The 16,141-nt window shown below is 68.9% G+C and carries 16 protein-coding genes and 1 tRNA gene; 14 read left to right on the top strand and 3 right to left on the bottom strand.

Annotation, left to right across the window (positions count from 1 at the left end):
* Positions 1-127: 127 nt before the first annotated feature.
* Together CFB52_RS16580 and dprA are read right to left on the bottom strand one after the other, a co-directional pair.
* The gene (locus tag CFB52_RS16580; protein ID WP_059573607.1) at positions 128-508 is read right to left on the bottom strand and encodes a thioredoxin family protein; all 381 of its coding nucleotides are present in this window, start codon (positions 506-508) and stop codon (positions 128-130) included.
* A 36-nt stretch (positions 509-544) separates the two neighbouring features.
* Positions 545-1,858 carry a DNA-processing protein DprA gene (gene dprA, locus CFB52_RS16575; protein ID WP_257220446.1) on the bottom strand — a complete coding sequence of 438 codons (1,314 nt, stop codon included), beginning with the start codon at positions 1,856-1,858 and terminating at the stop codon, positions 545-547.
* A gap of 192 nt (positions 1,859-2,050) precedes the next feature.
* Between dprA and def the strand changes: the two genes are divergently transcribed.
* The 14 genes from def (at position 2,051) to CFB52_RS16505 (ending at position 14,896) form a co-directional block, all read left to right on the top strand.
* Positions 2,051-2,554: a peptide deformylase gene (def, locus tag CFB52_RS16570; RefSeq protein ID WP_059573609.1), complete on the top strand. Its 504-nt coding sequence runs from the start codon at positions 2,051-2,053 to the stop codon at positions 2,552-2,554.
* A gap of 34 nt (positions 2,555-2,588) precedes the next feature.
* Entirely contained in the window at positions 2,589-3,581 is a 993-nt protein-coding gene (gene fmt / locus CFB52_RS16565) for a methionyl-tRNA formyltransferase (RefSeq protein ID WP_059573610.1), read from the top strand.
* Positions 3,582-3,701: 120 nt separating this feature from the next.
* Positions 3,702-4,343 carry a LysE family translocator gene (locus CFB52_RS16560; RefSeq protein WP_059573611.1) on the top strand — a complete coding sequence of 214 codons (642 nt, stop codon included), beginning with the start codon at positions 3,702-3,704 and terminating at the stop codon, positions 4,341-4,343.
* A gap of 100 nt (positions 4,344-4,443) precedes the next feature.
* Complete coding sequence (gene htpX, locus CFB52_RS16555; RefSeq protein WP_006485774.1) at positions 4,444-5,301, top strand: zinc metalloprotease HtpX; 858 nt, start codon at positions 4,444-4,446, stop codon at positions 5,299-5,301.
* A 233-nt stretch (positions 5,302-5,534) separates the two neighbouring features.
* On the top strand, positions 5,535-6,926 hold the full coding sequence (gene rsmB, locus CFB52_RS16550; RefSeq protein ID WP_099316982.1) for a 16S rRNA (cytosine(967)-C(5))-methyltransferase RsmB: 1,392 nt from the start codon (positions 5,535-5,537) through the stop codon (positions 6,924-6,926).
* Complete coding sequence (locus CFB52_RS16545) at positions 6,923-7,513, top strand: DUF4390 domain-containing protein (RefSeq protein ID WP_060312271.1); 591 nt, start codon at positions 6,923-6,925, stop codon at positions 7,511-7,513. Before rsmB ends, CFB52_RS16545 begins: the two co-directional genes overlap by 4 nt.
* Positions 7,503-9,917 carry a sensor histidine kinase EsaS gene (esaS, locus tag CFB52_RS16540; protein WP_059573612.1) on the top strand — a complete coding sequence of 805 codons (2,415 nt, stop codon included), beginning with the start codon at positions 7,503-7,505 and terminating at the stop codon, positions 9,915-9,917. The genes CFB52_RS16545 and esaS overlap by 11 nt, the downstream gene beginning before the upstream one ends.
* Positions 9,918-10,619 carry a response regulator transcription factor EsaR gene (esaR, locus tag CFB52_RS16535; RefSeq protein ID WP_059573613.1) on the top strand — a complete coding sequence of 234 codons (702 nt, stop codon included), beginning with the start codon at positions 9,918-9,920 and terminating at the stop codon, positions 10,617-10,619.
* Positions 10,620-10,679: 60 nt separating this feature from the next.
* Positions 10,680-10,755: transfer RNA gene (locus CFB52_RS16530), tRNA-Phe, on the top strand.
* 351 nt (positions 10,756-11,106) lie between these two features.
* The gene (gene queC, locus CFB52_RS16525) at positions 11,107-11,841 is read left to right on the top strand and encodes a 7-cyano-7-deazaguanine synthase QueC (protein WP_059573614.1); all 735 of its coding nucleotides are present in this window, start codon (positions 11,107-11,109) and stop codon (positions 11,839-11,841) included.
* A gap of 76 nt (positions 11,842-11,917) precedes the next feature.
* Complete coding sequence (queE, locus tag CFB52_RS16520) at positions 11,918-12,550, top strand: 7-carboxy-7-deazaguanine synthase (RefSeq protein WP_006482565.1); 633 nt, start codon at positions 11,918-11,920, stop codon at positions 12,548-12,550.
* 18 nt (positions 12,551-12,568) lie between these two features.
* Complete coding sequence (gene queD, locus CFB52_RS16515; RefSeq protein ID WP_059573615.1) at positions 12,569-13,021, top strand: 6-carboxytetrahydropterin synthase QueD; 453 nt, start codon at positions 12,569-12,571, stop codon at positions 13,019-13,021.
* A gap of 346 nt (positions 13,022-13,367) precedes the next feature.
* Positions 13,368-14,153 (top strand): HpcH/HpaI aldolase/citrate lyase family protein, encoded by a 786-nt coding sequence (locus tag CFB52_RS16510; protein WP_099316932.1) that lies wholly within the window; start codon positions 13,368-13,370, stop codon positions 14,151-14,153.
* The gene (locus CFB52_RS16505; RefSeq protein ID WP_099316931.1) at positions 14,150-14,896 is read left to right on the top strand and encodes a tetratricopeptide repeat protein; all 747 of its coding nucleotides are present in this window, start codon (positions 14,150-14,152) and stop codon (positions 14,894-14,896) included. Before CFB52_RS16510 ends, CFB52_RS16505 begins: the two co-directional genes overlap by 4 nt.
* A gap of 85 nt (positions 14,897-14,981) precedes the next feature.
* On the opposite strand, the gene rodA is transcribed toward CFB52_RS16505, so the two are convergent.
* Entirely contained in the window at positions 14,982-16,130 is a 1,149-nt protein-coding gene (gene rodA / locus CFB52_RS16500) for a rod shape-determining protein RodA (RefSeq protein ID WP_059573618.1), read from the bottom strand.
* Positions 16,131-16,141: the final 11 nt, after the last annotated feature.

Genomic DNA, 16,141 nt, shown 5'->3' with positions numbered 1-16,141 from the left:
CGCGGCAGCGACGGCGGCTCGGCGTGTAAAAAGCGGCTCATCATAGAGGGGGGCCGCAACGGCGGCAAGCGTCCGGCGCGGCGCAGCGCGCGAACCTGCGCGAAACCTGCCGCGCCGGCCCGCGAATTCAGGCTTCGACGGCCAGGACGTCGCGCAATTTCGGTGCGTGCGGCGCACCGGGCACCGCGCTCAGGTCGGACAGCATGCGCTCGACGATCGCCGCGTGCGGGAGCACCGTGCCGAAGAAGCGCGCGGTGTGGGCATCCTCGATCAGGATGGTCGGGAAGTTCTCGACGTCGAGATCGTCGAGCCGGTCGGCATGGGTTTCGATGTCGATCCACGCGAAGCAGGCATCCGGATGCGCGTCGGCGAGCTGGTCGAAGGCGGTCCGGTAGTCGCGGCACGTGCCGCACCACTCGGCGCACAGGCAGGCGACCAGCAACGTGCCGGGATCGGCGAGGCGCTCGGCGATCCGATCTGCGTCGGTGTCGAGATTCAGCGCGGGCATGGCATTCCTTGGGTAGCGTCGGCGGCCGGGCCGCCCCTATGGCGGGGAATGTAGCACGCTCCGCGCGGACGGGGTGGGCGCCGCGTCAAGCCGCGCGAACCGTCCGCCGGCGACGCTCGCGACGCGGCCGGCCAGTTCCAGCGCGAGCAGCGCGCCATGCAGCACGTCGTCGGACAGGCCGCTGTGCTCGGCCAGCCATTCGTACGTCACGGGGCCGTATCCCAGGGCAGCGAGCACCGCCTGTTCCGACGGGGTGACCGGTGACGCGGCTTCGATCCGGGGCGATGCGGCGGCCGCGACGGCACGATTCGCCGGCGCGCCGCCGGCCGTTTCGGGTTCGCCGCTTTCGCCGGCGTTCGGGCCCGGGTTGGCGGCCCGTACCGTGCCGGCTGGTGCGTGCGCCGCCGGCTCGCCCAGCCCGTATTCCTCGAGCACGTCGAACGGCGCTGCGGTGAGCTTCGCGCCATCGCGGATCAGCGCGTGGCAGCCCTGCGCGAGCGGCGCGTGGATCGAACCGGGCATCGCGAACACATCGCGCCCCAATTCGTTCGCGAGCCGCGCGGTGATCAGCGAGCCCGAGCGCGGGGCGGCCTCGACGACGAGCACGCCGAGCGCGAGCGCGGCGATCAGCCGGTTGCGCTGGGGAAAATGCGCGGCGCGGGCCGGCGTGCCGAGCGGCCATTCCGACACGATCGCGCCGTGCGCGGCGATCTCGTGGGCGAGCGCGCGGTGCCGCGCCGGATAGACGAGATCGGCGCCGGTCGCGATCACCGCGACCGTGCCCGAGCGGCCGTCGAGCCCGCCACGATGCGCGGCGCCGTCGATGCCGAGCGCAAGGCCCGACACGATCGTGAGGCCCGCGTCGGACAGCCCGCGTGCGAAATGCGTGGCGTCGGCGAGCCCCTGCGGCGTCGCGTGGCGGCTGCCGACCACGGCGAGGCCGCGGGCGTGCAGCAGATCGAGCCGCCCCTTTACATATAGCAGCGGCGGCGGATCGTGCAGATCGCGCAGCCGCGGCGGGTAGGCCGGATCGCTCAGCGTGACGAGCACGTTGCCCGGCCCGTCGAGCCAGGCGAGTGCGGCGTCGGTGCGCGTATCGAGATCGTCGCGCTCGCTCGCGCGCACGGCCTGCGCGGCGGCGGGGCTGGCCACGGTGGCGATCGCCTCGTGGGACGCGCGCAGCAACGCCGCCGGCGAGCCGAACGCAGCAAGTAAAATCTGCAGCACGGCGGGCGGGAGGCCGGGCGCATGCGCGAGCTGCAGCCAGGCGCGCAGCGCGGCGGGCGTCAGCGCTTGCGGCGACATGAGACGGCCCTCGAATGCGGCGGCCAGCGCAGCGCGTGACGCCATGATAAAATTTTCATCATCCGAAATACTCGACAGGGCCGTGCGCGCAGGCGCCCGGCCGATTGCAGGAGGCGCGATCCGCGGCATTGATATGCCACGCATCCGCCTCATCTTCATTGCATCGCGGCGGCGGCGCCAGCCGGCCGGATGGCCGATGCGGCGCGCCGCCCCATCGAATACCGAACACCGAACACCATGGCTTTGCTCAATATTCTTCATTACCCCGACAAGCGGCTGCACAAGGTCGCGAAGCCCGTCGACAAGGTCGACGACCGGATCCGCAAGCTCGTCGCCGACATGGCCGAGACCATGTACGCGGCGCCCGGCATCGGCCTGGCGGCCACGCAGGTCGACGTGCACGAGCGCGTGATCGTGATCGACGTCTCCGAGGAGAAGAACGAACTGCGCGCGTTCATCAACCCGGAAATCGTGTGGTCGAGCGACGCGAAGCAGACCTATGAAGAAGGCTGCCTGTCGGTGCCCGGCATTTACGACGAAGTCGAGCGGCCCGACCACGTGCGCGTGCGCGCGCTCAACGAGCACGGCGAGGCATTCGAGCTCGACTGCGAAGGGCTGCTGGCCGTGTGCGTCCAGCACGAGATGGATCACCTGATGGGCCGCGTGTTCGTCGAATACCTGTCGCCGCTCAAGCAGACGCGTATCAAGACGAAGATGAAGAAACTCGAACGCGCGATGTGATGCGCGCACGCCCAGCCCGACCCCGAACGCTGTCATGACCCATACGTTGCGCGTGATTTTTGCCGGCACGCCGGAATTCGCCGCGGCTGCCCTTGCCGCGATCCACGAGGCCGGTTTCCCGGTGCCGCTCGTGCTCACCCAGCCCGATCGCCCGGCCGGCCGCGGGATGAAGCTCCAGGCGAGCGCCGTGAAGCGCTACGCCGTCGAGCACGGGATGACCGTCGCGCAGCCGCCGTCGCTGCGCCGCGCGGGCAAGTACCCGGCGGAGGCGGCCGACGCGATCGAGCTGCTGCGCGCGACGCCGCACGACGTGATGGTGGTGGCCGCGTACGGCCTGCTGCTGCCGCAGGAAGTGCTCGACATCCCGCGCGCCGGCTGCATCAACATTCACGCGTCGCTGCTGCCGCGCTGGCGCGGCGCCGCGCCGATCCATCGCGCGATCGAGGCCGGCGACGCCGAGACGGGCGTCACGCTGATGCAGATGGACGCCGGCCTCGACACCGGCGCGATGATCGACGAGGCGCGCACGGCGATCGCGCCCGACGATACGACCGCGACGCTGCACGACCGTCTCGCCGCCGACGGCGCGCGGCTGATCGTCGACGCGCTCGTGCGGCTCGAGCGCGACGGCACGCTGCCGGCGACGCCGCAGCCGGCCGACGGCGTGACCTACGCGGAAAAGATCGGCAAGCACGAAGCGGCGCTCGACTGGCGCAAGCCGGCCGACGTGCTCGCACGTCAGGTGCGGGCGTTCGATCCGTTCCCGGGCGGCGTCGCGACGCTCGACGGTGCGGCCATCAAGCTGTGGGCGGCCGAGCCCGTGGCGGTGCGCGGTGCGATTGCCGACGCGGCGCCCGGCACGATCGTCGAAGCCGCGCCGGAAGGCGTGGTGGTCGCCTGCGGCAGCGGCGCGCTGCGCGTGACCCAGTTGCAGAAGCCGGGCGGCAAGCGGCTGCCCGCGCGCGAATTCCTTGCCGGTTCGCCGCTCGCCGCCGGCCAGCGTTTCGTGCTGCCCGACGCTGACTGACACGGCCCGAGCGCCATTCGACCCGGTCTGCCGGCCCGGCGCAACTGGCCGGACGGCCGAGTCGCGCGGTGCGGCAGGCGCGCGTAGAATTTCCCTGCGCTTTCCGGTTTCGAGGTCTTCATGTTCGGCATCACCCATTTCGGCTTCTTCGTGTTCGCGGTTTTCCTGCTGAACATCACGCCCGGCCCCGACACGGCCTACATCGTCGGCCGCAGCGTCGCGCAGGGGCGCGGCGCGGGGCTGATGTCGGCGTTCGGCATTTCTGCCGGCTGCTGCGTCCACGCACTTGCGTGCGCATTCGGGCTGACCGCGCTGCTGGCGGCGTCGGCAACCGCGTTCACGGTGATCAAGCTGGTCGGCGCCGCGTACCTAATCTATCTCGGCGTGCGGATGGTCATCGCGAAGCCGTCCGCCGCGCCGTCGGGCGCGGAAGCCGTGCAGGTCCCGGCCGCCAGGCCGCTGCGCCAGCTGTTCATGCAGGGCTTCTGGACCAACGTGCTGAATCCGAAGGTCGTGCTGTTCTTCGTGTCGTTCTTCCCGCAGTTCGTATCGGCCGACAGTCCGCACAAGGCATGGGCGTTCCTGACCCTCGGCGCGGTGTTCGTCGCGATGAGCACGGTCTGGACGAGCCTGGTCGCGTGGGTGGCGGGCACTGTCACGCAGCGCTTTTCCGGCAAGCCGGGCGTCAAGAGGTGGCTCGATCGCACGGTCGGCAGCGCTTTCGTCGGGCTCGGCCTGCGTCTGGCCGCTTCGCAACGCTGAGATTGAATTTTTCCGGCGAGACCTTATCTAACAAATCGCTTACAATTTTCCGCCGTGCGCTGTGAAGCGCGGCGGGTCCCCTGACGGATAAGGAGTGGGTATGTTCAATTGGGTCAAAACGGCGATGCTGATGGCCGCGATCACGGCCCTGTTCATCGTGATCGGCGGGATGATCGGCGGCTCGCGCGGCATGACGATCGCGCTGCTGTTCGCGCTCGGCATGAATTTCTTCTCATACTGGTTCTCGGACAAGATGGTGCTGCGCATGTACAACGCGCAGGAAGTCGACGAGAACACGGCGCCGCAGTTCTACCGGATGGTGCGCGAGCTGGCCACGCGCGCGAACCTGCCGATGCCGCGCGTCTACCTGATCAACGAGGACGCGCCGAACGCGTTCGCGACGGGCCGCAACCCCGAGCACGCGGCGGTCGCCGCGACGACGGGCATCCTGCGCGTGCTGTCGGAGCGCGAGATGCGCGGCGTGATGGCGCACGAGCTCGCGCACGTGAAGCACCGCGACATCCTGATCTCGACGATCACGGCGACGATGGCGGGTGCGATCTCGGCACTCGCGAATTTCGCGATGTTTTTTGGCGGGCGCGACGAGAACGGCCGGCCAGCCAACCCGATCGCGGGTATCGCGGTCGCGCTGCTTGCGCCGATCGCAGGCGCGTTGATCCAGATGGCGATTTCGCGGGCGCGCGAGTTCGAGGCCGACCGCGGCGGCGCGCAGATTTCCGGCGATCCGCAGTCGCTCGCCACCGCGCTCGACAAGATCCATCGCTATGCGGCGGGCATCCCGTTCCAGGCGGCCGAGGCGCATCCGGCCACCGCGCAGATGATGATCATGAATCCGCTGCACGGCGGCGGCCTGCAGAACCTGTTCTCGACGCACCCGGCCACCGAGGAGCGCATCGCGCGCCTGATGGAGATGGCGCGCACCGGCCGCTTCGATTGACCTCCGGCATACCGCGCGGCCGTTGCCGCGCGGAGGCCGCCCCGCCACCCCGCATGCTCCGCGCTGCGGGGTGTTTCATTTGCGTGCGCCGTAAAGGGGCCAAAGGGGCGGCATGGCCGCACGCTACAATGCGCGGTTTGGGATCGCCAGGCCGTCTGGCGGCTGCGATCCCGCCGTTTGCCGCATTTGTTTGCCGCAGCTGATTGCCGCGCCTGTTTGCCGATTCCGCACCGATGACACGACCCCGTTCTTCCGCTTCGACTCCTTCCGGCCGCCCGGCGCGCCTGGCCGCGCTGCATCTGGCGCCCGATTCGCTCGGCTTCGCGCTCGACGCGGCCGCGCAGGCGGTCGATGCGGTGCGGCGCGGCACCGCATTGCCGGCGGCGCTGTCGGCGGTGTTCGCGCAGATGCCGTCCGGTGCGCAGGCGCTCGCGCGCGGCGCGACGCAGGACGTCGCCTACCGGACGATGCGTCGCCTCGGCAGCGCGGACTGGCTGATCGGCCGGTTCGTCAGCAAGGCGCCGCCCGCGCACGTACACGCGGTGCTCGCCGGCGCATTCGCGCTGCTGCTCGACCCGGCGGATGAGGCCGCGTACCCGGCGTTCACGGTGGTCGACCAGGCCGTTACCGTCATCGGTGCGCGGCGCGAATTCGCATTCGCGAAGGGGATGGTCAACGCGGTGCTGCGCCGTTTCCTGCGCGAGCGCGACGCGCTCGTCGCGGCGATGCAGGACGACCCGGTCGCGCGCTGGAACTACCGCGCATGGTGGGTCGATGCGGTGAAGCGCGCATGGCCCGACGCGTGGCAGGCGATTCTCGCGGCCGGCGAGCGTCAGGGGCCGCTGACGCTGCGCGTGAATGTGCGCCGCGCGAGCGTCGACGCGTATCTCGACACGCTGCGCGTGAGCGGGATCGACGCGACCGCGATCGGCCGGCACGCGGTGCGGCTTGCGTCGGCGCTGCCGGTGGATCGCATTCCGGGATTCGCCGACGGCGTGGTGTCGGTGCAGGACGCCGGCGCGCAACTCGCGGCCGAATGGCTCGGCGCGCGCGACGGCATGCGCGTGCTCGACGCATGCGCGGCGCCCGGCGGCAAGACGGGCCATATTCTCGAACTCGCGGACGCGGAAGTCGTGGCGCTCGAAAGCGACGCGACGCGCGCGGCGCGCATCGGCGAGAATCTCGTGCGGCTGTCGCTCGCGGCGGAGGTGCGCGTCGGCGACGCGGGCGCGCCGGACGCGTGGTACGACGGGCGCCCGTTCGATCGCATCCTGGCCGACGTGCCGTGCTCGGCGTCCGGCATCGTGCGGCGGCACCCCGACATCCGCTGGCTGCGCCGCGAGGCCGATATCCCGGCGCTGGTCGCGGAGCAGCGCCGCATCCTGTCGGCGTTGTGGCCGCTCGTGAAGCCGGGCGGCGAACTGCTGTACGTGACCTGTTCGATCTTCCCCGAAGAAGGCGAATTGCAGGCCCGCTGGTTTGAAGCGGCCTGTGAAGATGCGGTACGATTGGACGCCCCCGGCCAGCTGCTGCCGGGTGGCGCGCACGGACGGGCGGCCGCCGGCGCACTCGACCAGAACACCGATCACGACGGATTTTTCTACGCGCGGTTTCAGAAACGGTGACGATCAAACACCTTTTTCCCTTTCGGCTCGCGGCCGTCTTGCTGGTTGCGTTGACGCTATGCGTGGCCATCGTCCGGCCGGCGCATGCCGAATCGATCGCCGTGCAGCGCGCGTCGCTCCAGGCCGACGGAAGCGGCTGGAGCCTCGACGCGCGTTTCGACTTCGAGCTGAATCCGAACCTCGAGGATGCCGTCAACAAGGGCATCCCGCTCTACTTCACGACCGACTTCGAGCTGAGCCGCGCGCGCTGGTATTGGTTCGACGAGCAGCCGGTGTCCGTCACGCAGACGATCCGCCTGTCGTTCCAGCCGCTCACGCGCGAGTACCGCGTGTCGACGGGCGGCCTGCAGCTCGGTTTCCCGTCGTTGAAGGATGCGCTCGCGGTCGTCCGGCACATCACGTCGTGGCACGTGATCGATCGCAACCAGGTGCGCGCGGGCGAAACCTACACGGCATCGGTGCGGATGCAGCTCGATACGGCGCTGATGCCGAAGCCGTTCCAGGTCGATGCCGTGAACAACCGCGACTGGACGCTCGGGTCGGACTGGAAGCGCTTCAACTTCACGGTGACCGAACGTGCTAAATAAAGTACGCCGCGCGGCCAGTGGGAAGAGCCTCCTCGTCCGCGTGATCGTCTCGACCGTCGCGCTGACCGCGCTGCTGCTGCTCGTGCTGCTCGCGGCCGCGAGCGCGAACACCGAATTCTTCGACCGCTACTACTCGTGGCTGTACGCGACCAACATCGTCGTCGCGCTCGTGTTCCTGCTCGTGGTGCTCGGGCTGATCGGGATGATCGTCGCGCGCCTGAGGAAGGGCAAGTTCGGCACGCGGCTGCTCGCGAAGCTCGCGGTGTTCTTCGCGCTCGTCGGCGTGGTGCCGGGCGGGATCATTTACATCGTGTCGTACCAGTTCGTGTCGCGCAGTATCGAGTCGTGGTTCGACGTGAACGTCGAGACGGCGCTGACGGCCGGCCTGAACCTCGGCCGCGGGATGCTCGATGCGTCGCTGTCCGATCTGCAGACGAAGGCGCGGCTGATGTCCGACCAGCTCGCGAGCGTCGACGCGAACACGAACGGCACGACGCTCACGCTGCTGCGGCTGCGCGACCAGTTCGGCGTGCAGGACGCGACGATCGTCGAGCCGAGCCGCGGCGGCTCCGGCGCGGCGCCCGACCTGCACATCGTCGCGCAGGCGTCGGGCAATTTCGCGGCGCTGATTCCGGACGACCTGCCGACGCCGCTGATGCTGAGCCAGGCGCGCGAACACGGCGCGTATGCGGCGATCGAAGGCGAAGTCGACGGCGACCCGCGCGCGCACGGCGCGAAGGGCGCGCTGCGGCTGCGCGTCGTGCGGCCGATTCCCGATGCGACGACGTCGCTGCTGCAGCCGGCGGAGCGGTTCCTGCAGCTCACGCAGCCGGTGCCGCCCGGGCTCGCGCACAACGCGGACGCCGTGCAGCGCGCGTACCGCGAGTACCAGGAAAAGTCGCTTGGCCGCACCGGCCTGCGCAAGATGTACATCGGCACGCTGACGCTCGCGCTGTTCCTCGCGACCTTCATCGCGATGATGCTGGCGCTCGCGCTCGGCCAGCAGCTCGCGCGGCCGCTGTTCCTGCTCGCGCAGGGCACGAAGGAGATCACGGAAGGCGACTACACGCCGAAGCGCGAGATCAAGACGCGCGACGAGCTCGGCTTCCTCACGCAGTCGTTCAACGCGATGACGCGCCAGTTGTCCGAGGCGCGGCTCGCGGTCGAGAAGAACCGCATCGCGCTCGAGCATTCGAAGACGTATCTCGAGAGCATCCTCGCGAACCTGACGGCCGGCGTGTTCGTGCTCGACCGCCAGTTCCGGTTGACGACGGCCAATCGCGGTGCCGAGCGGATCTTCCGGCAGCCGTTCAACACGCTGATCGGCACGACGCTCGACCGGATCGGCGTGGCCGCCGGGTTCGGCGCGATGGTGCGCAAGGCATTCGCCGATCGCGAAGCGGCGTCCGACGGCGGCAGCGGCGATCGCGGTCACTGGCAGCAGCAGTTCGCGATCGAGGTGCCGGGCGAAACCGATCCGCTGACGCTGCTCGTGCGCGGCACGCGGCTCGTGTCGACGGTCGAGGGGCAGGCCGACGATCCGCAGACGTCCGGTTACGTCGTCGTGTTCGACGACATCTCCGACGTGATTTCCGCGCAGCGGTCGGTCGCGTGGGGCGAGGTCGCGCGGCGGCTCGCGCACGAGATCAAGAATCCGCTGACGCCGATCCAGCTGTCGGCCGAGCGGCTGCAGATGAAGCTGTCGGACAAGCTCGCGCCGTCCGACGCGGACGTGCTCAAGCGCGGCGCGACGATGATCGTGAACCAGGTGGCCGCGATGAAGCGGATGGTCGACGATTTCCGCGAATACGCGCGCACGCCGCCGGCGGTGCTCGCGAACCTGCAGTTGAACGACCTGGCGAGCGAGGTGCTCGGGCTGTACGGCGTCGGCGAAGGCAAGAGCCCGATCGTCGCCGAGCTCGCGCCGTCGCTGCCGGTGATTCGCGGCGACGCGACGCAATTGCGCCAGGTGATTCACAACCTGCTGCAGAATGCGCAGGATTCGGTCGCGGAGTCCGCGCATCCGCGTGTGTTGATCGAAACCAAGACAGTAGAATATGGCGACCCCGACGCCGAAGGCAAAACGCGCGTCGCGGTACGTCTGACCGTGTCCGACAACGGGCCCGGTTTTCCGGCACGCATCCTGACCCGCGCGTTCGAGCCTTACGTGACGACGAAGGCGAAGGGCACGGGGCTCGGGCTGGCCACGGTCAAGAAAATCGTTGACGAGCACGGCGCGCGGATCGATCTGCGCAATCGCATGCACGGCGAGACCGTCGAGGGTGCGCAGGTGTCGATTCTCTTCCTGCAGATGGCGAGCGATACGCCAGGCGCCGAACCGGGCGCGCAGGACGGGGCGACGCCCGCCAAGACAAAAGCAAGTGAGCAGACAAAGGCAGCGTAAATGGCAACCATCCTGGTGGTAGATGATGAAATGGGCATCCGGGAATTGCTCTCGGAGATCCTCAGCGATGAAGGACATGTCGTCGAGGCGGCGGAGAACGCGCAGGCCGCGCGGGAATACCGGCTGAAGCAGGCGCCCGATCTCGTGCTGCTCGATATCTGGATGCCCGATACCGACGGCGTCACGCTGCTCAAGGAATGGGCGGCGCAGGGGCTGCTGACGATGCCCGTGATCATGATGTCCGGGCACGCGACGATCGATACGGCCGTCGAGGCGACGAAGATCGGCGCGCTCGATTTCCTCGAGAAACCGATCGCGCTGCAGAAGCTGCTGAAATCGGTCGAGCATGGTCTCGCACGCGGCGCGGCGCCCGTATCCGCGAATGCGGCGGCGAAGGCGGGCGGCGGCCAGCCCGCAGGCCCTGCGGCGGTCGCGTCCGCGGCGGCGCTGCCGACGCTCGGCGACGACATGGCGTCGGCGCTCGGCCTCGCGGGCCAGACGGCCGCGATCCCGTTCGACATCCCGCTGCGCGAAGCGCGCGATGCGTTCGAGCGCGCGTACTTCGAATATCACCTCGCGCGCGAGAACGGCAGCATGACGCGCGTCGCGGAGAAGACGGGCCTCGAGCGCACGCACCTGTATCGCAAGCTCAAGCAGCTCGGCGTCGAGCTCGGCAAGAAGCCGCCCGAAGGCGCGCTGTAAAATTTTTTGCGAAAGCACTTGCTCAGGGGTGAATAGCTCGATATACTTTCATTCTTCGTTGGCCCGGTAGCTCAGTTGGTAGAGCAGCGGATTGAAAATCCGCGTGTCGATGGTTCGATTCCGTCCCAGGCCACCAGCATTCAAAACCCCAAGAATCGGAAGGTTCTTGGGGTTTTTCGTTTGTGGTGGGTATCGCGTGTCGTGGGCCGCGGGCCCGGCAGCATTCGCCGGGGCATGATAAAATCCGTGCCCGCTCAATGACTTAGCGCATCGCTTCATGCGCATGGCCGGCCGCCCGCGGCGCGCCTGCCGTGGCGCGCGGCAACGATGCCGCGCGATGAGCGGTATAAGCGCGCCGCCGCATTCTCGGCCGACCGCGCTGCCTATACTGGTCGAGCCGGCGCAGGCCGGCCGTGTCGGGCCGCCCGGCGGCAGCCGGCCTCGGGGCGCAGCGCGACGCGAGCCTACACATTCACGGAGTATCACGGTGATTCGGACAGACGCTAAAGACGGCGCGCTCGTGTTGTTTTCCGGCGGGCAGGATTCCGCCACGTGCGTGGCATGGGCCCTCGAACGCTACCAGACGGTCGAGACGCTCGGCTTCGATTACGGCCAGCGTCATCGCGTCGAGCTCGAGTGTCGCGAAGGCGTGCGCGAAGCGTTGAAGCGCAAGTTTCCGGCGTGGTCGGACCGGCTCGGCGACGATCACATGATCGACCTGTCGGTGCTCGGCGCGATCAGCGATACCGCGATGACGCGCACGATCGAGATCGAGACGGCGGCGAACGGCCTGCCGAATACGTTCGTGCCGGGCCGCAACCTGATGTTCATGACGATCGCCGCGGCGATCGCCTATCGCCGCGGGCTGCGCGTGCTGGTCGGCGGGATGTGCGAGACCGATTTCTCGGGCTATCCGGACTGCCGCGACGACACGATGAAGGCGCTGCAGGTCGCGCTGAATCTCGGCATGGATACGCGCATCGTGCTCGAGACGCCGCTGATGTGGCTCGACAAGGCGCAGACGTGGCAACTCGCCGAACAGCTCGGCGGCGACGCGCTCGTCGAACTGATCCGCGTCGAGACGCACACGTGCTACGTGGGCGAGCGCGCGGAGCTGCACGACTGGGGCTTCGGCTGCGGCGAATGCCCGGCCTGCAAGCTGCGCAAGCGCGGCTACGAAGCCTACCTGAAGGGCGAGCGGGTGACCGAAGCGCCGCTGTGACGCGGCTCGCGCGGGCAGCGCTTGATGGACAACGGATTCTGATCGACAACGAGCGGCGCGAGCCGGACGAAGCACGATGACTTACGCGGTCAAGGAAATTTTCTACACGTTGCAGGGCGAGGGCGCGAACGCGGGCCGGCCGGCCGTGTTCTGCCGGTTCGCCGGCTGCAATCTGTGGTCGGGCCGCGAAGAGGACCGTGCGGAGGCCGTGTGCCGCTTCTGCGATACCGACTTCGTCGGCACCGACGGCGAGAACGGCGGCAAGTTCAAGGACGCCGCCGCGCTCGTCGCGACGATCGCGGGCCTGTGGCCGGAAGGCGAAGCGCACCGCTTCGTCGTCTGCACGGGCGGCGAGCCGATGCTGCAGCTCGACCAGCCGCTTGTCGACGCGCTGCATGCGGCAGGCTTCGAGATCGCGATCGAGACCAACGGTTCGCTGCCGGTGCTCGAATCGATCGACTGGATCTGCGTGAGCCCGAAGGCCGATGCGCCGCTCGTCGTCACGAAGGGCAACGAACTGAAGGTCGTCGTGCCGCAGGACAACCAGCGGCTCGCCGACTACGCGAAGCTCGATTTCGAGTATTTTCTCGTGCAGCCGATGGACGGCCCGTCGCGCGATCTCAATACGAAGCTCGCGATCGACTGGTGCAAGCGTCATCCGCAGTGGCGGCTGTCGATGCAGACCCACAAATATCTGAACATTCCCTGAGCCACGGCTTTTGACATCGTGCTGATTACCCGAAAACTCGAATTCGACGCGGGCCACCGCATCCCCGATCACCGCAGCCAGTGCAGGAACCTGCACGGCCATCGCTACGTGCTCGAAATCACGCTGCGCGGCGATCTCGTCGATACGGAAGGGGCGCCCGACCGCGGCATGGTGATGGATTTCGCCGATGTGAAGGCGCTCGCGATGGAGCACCTCGTCAGCAAGTGGGACCACGCGTTCCTCGTCTATGCGCGCGACGAGGTCGTGCGCTCGTTCCTCGAGCAGATGGCCGACCACAAGACCGTCGTGATCGACCGGATCCCGACCGTCGAGAATCTCGCGGCGATCGCGTTCGACATCCTCGCGAACGTGTACGACGCGCACTACGGCGTGAACCTGCGCCTCGAGCGCGTGCGGCTGTACGAAACGCCGAACTGCTGGGCCGACGTCGAGCGCCAGCCCGGCCGCTGATCCTGCCTGCCCCGGCAGCCCCGCCGTGCGGCGCGGGCTGCCCGTCGATGCGCTTTCGCGCGCCCACGCCCCCGCGGTCTCGCCGCCGCCAGTCCCGCGCCGGTACGGCTTCCCCCGTCAGTTCCCGCATCGAGCACCCCGCCGCGCTATGATCGTCGTGCGGCGCCGAAAAACGCTCGCGTGACCCATTGCGCGGCCCGCGCTGTCAGATCGGCCGTCCCGGGCCGACTCACGTTCTCGGGCGCGCGATCCGCCGCCGCCGTGCTTCGCTTGCCCGGCGGCGGGCGTTTCGCTTCGCCTGTTGCTTGTCCCGTTCGATTGCCGTTCCGCTCCGGAGGCCGTATCGATGAGCACGCTCACCAATTCCCTCAAACAACGCCTGCGCGACGGTGACGAGCCGCTGTACGGCCTGTGGCTGTCGCTCGGCAGCGACTCGGCCGCGGAAGCGCTCGCGCACGCCGGTTACGACTGGCTCTGCATCGACATGGAGCATGCGCCGAACGACAGTCGCGACGTGGCGTCGCAACTGCGCGCGATCGCCGCCGCGCACCTGCCGAGCGAGCCGGTCGTGCGCGTGCCGGCGCGCGAGCCGTGGCTCGTGAAGCGCGCGCTCGACGCCGGCGCGCGCACGCTGATGTTCCCGTGTATCGAGACGCCCGACGACGCCGCGCACGCGGTGCGGCTCACGCGCTTTCCGTCGCCCGAAACGCCCGACGGGCTGCGCGGCGTCGCGGGCATGGTGCGCGCGGCGGCGTTCGGCATGCGCCGCGACTACCTGCAGACGGCGAATGCGCAAGTCGCGGTGGTCGTGCAGGTCGAATCGGCGCGCGGCGTCGACGAAGTCGAGCGGATCGCGGCGACGCCGGGCGTCGATTGCCTGTTCGTCGGTCCGGCCGACCTCGCGGCGAGCCTCGGGCATCTCGGCGATATCCGCCATCCGGACGTCGAAACCGCGATGGCGCGCGTGCTCGCGGCCGGCAAGCAGGCGGGCGTCGCGGTCGGCATCTTCGCGGCCGATACGGCGGCCGCGCGCCAGTACCGCGAGGCCGGCTATCGGATGATCACGGTGTCGGCCGACGTGAGCTGGCTATTGCGCGCGACGCGACAGGCGTTGCAGGAGGTACGGTCATGAACGGCGCAGACGGTGCGTGCCGCAGGCGCGCGCGGATCGGGACGATGGTCGGCCTGTGGGCCGTGTGGGCGGCGGCCGCCGCGCAGGGCGCGCCGCCAGCGAAGCCCGATCCGTCGCGCGAGACGCAATCGGCGGTCGCCGACTACAACGCAGGCGACTATCGCGCGGCGCTGGTGCAGTTCCACGATGCGGCCGAGCGCGGCGATCGCCTCGCGCAGTTCAATTACGCGATGATGCTGCTGACGGGCGAAGGCGTGACGGCGAACGTCGACGAAGGGCTGCGCTGGCTGAAGCGCGCGGCGGAAGCGAACATGTCGCATGCGCAGTACGTGTACGGCCGGATGTTCGACGACGGCGAGTTCGTCGCGCGCAATCCGGCTGAAGCGCACCGCTGGTTCCTGCGGGCCGCGAAGCAGGGGCACGTGCAGGCCGCGCTGTCGCTCGCGAACCAGTTTCTCGACGGGCGCGGCACGCCGCGCGACAACCGGCAGGCGTTCACGTGGTACAAGCAGGCCGCCGACGCCGGCGAGCCCACCGCGCAGTACGTGACCGCATCGTTCTACGAGCGCGGCGGCGACGGCGTCACGCAGAACCTGAACATCGCACGGGCGTATTACGCGGCGGCCGCCGCGCAGGGCGACGAGACGGCCGGCCTGAAATTCAAGGAGCTGAGCGCGCGGCTGAAGGCGCCGGCATCGGGCGCCGGCGCCGGGCAAGACAAGCCGCGCGCGCCGCCGCAGTAAGCGGCCGCATTCGGCGGGCCCGATGCAAAACGGCGCGTCGCGGCGCCGTTTGCGTGTGCTGCGCGGTGCGGTGCGGGCCGCGCGATCAGCTCTTCATCAGCCGCCGCTGCCGGCCGACGCTCATGATCATCCCGATCGCGATGCCGAGCGTCGTGAGCGCGGTGCCGCCGTAACTCATGAACGGCAGCGGCACGCCGACGACCGGCAGCACGCCGCTCACCATCCCGATGTTGACGAACGCGTAGACGAAGAACGCGAGCGTGAGCGAGCCCGCGAGCAGCCGGCCGAACTGTGTCGCGCCCTGCGCGGCGATGTAGAGGCCGCGCGCGATCAGCGCCATGTACAGCGCCAGCAGCACGAGCCCGCCGGCGAGCCCCCATTCCTCCGAGAACACCGCGAAGATGAAGTCGGTGTGCTTTTCGGGGATGAATTCGAGGTGGGCCTGCGTGCCTTTCAGGTAGCCCTTGCCGAGCACGCCGCCCGAGCCGATCGCGATCACCGCCTGGATCGTGTGGAAGCCCTTGCCGAGCGGGTCGGACGTCGGGTCGAGCAGCGTGCACACCCGGTGCTTCTGGTAGTCGTGCATCAGCGGCCACTGCACTTCGGGCTGGCAGATGCGTTCCTCGAACACGGCGATCGAGCCGACCGCGATCACGCCCGCGACGAGCACCGGCACGATCAGCTTGAACGACAGGCCGGCCAGATAGATCACGAAGAAGCCGGCCGCGAACACGAGCAGGCCGGTGCCGAGGTCGGGCTGCTTCGCGATCAGCCCGACCGGCACCATCAGGATCCCGAACGCCGCGACGAAGTCGTACCAGCGCAGCCCGCCTTCGCGGCGCTGGTAGTACCACGCGAGCATCAGCGGCGTCGCGATCTTGAGGATTTCCGACGGCTGGATCACGACGCCGACGTTCAGCCAGCGCTTCGCGCCCTTCTTGGTCATCCCGAACAGCGCGACGGCGATCAGCAGCGTGACCCCGAACGTGTAGAGCGGGACCGCGAAGCGCATCAGCGTGGTCGGCGGGATGTTCGCGATCACCCACATCAGCACGAAGGTCAGCAGGATGTTGCGCAACTGGTCCTCGACGCGGCCCGGTACGTCGATCGACGCGCTGTACAGCGTGACGATGCCGACGCACAGCAGCAGGAACACGATGAGGGCGAGCGGGCGGTCGAAGCCCGCGAACATCTGCTTGATCTTGTCGAGCCAGGCGCGCTTGTCGAATTGCATGCCTTTCTCCG

This window comes from Burkholderia sp. AU18528, assembly GCF_002223215.2.
Classification (GTDB): domain Bacteria; phylum Pseudomonadota; class Gammaproteobacteria; order Burkholderiales; family Burkholderiaceae; genus Burkholderia; species Burkholderia semiarida.
The sequence above is the reverse complement of the archived record's forward strand: the minus strand, read 5'-3'. Positions and strand labels throughout refer to the sequence as shown.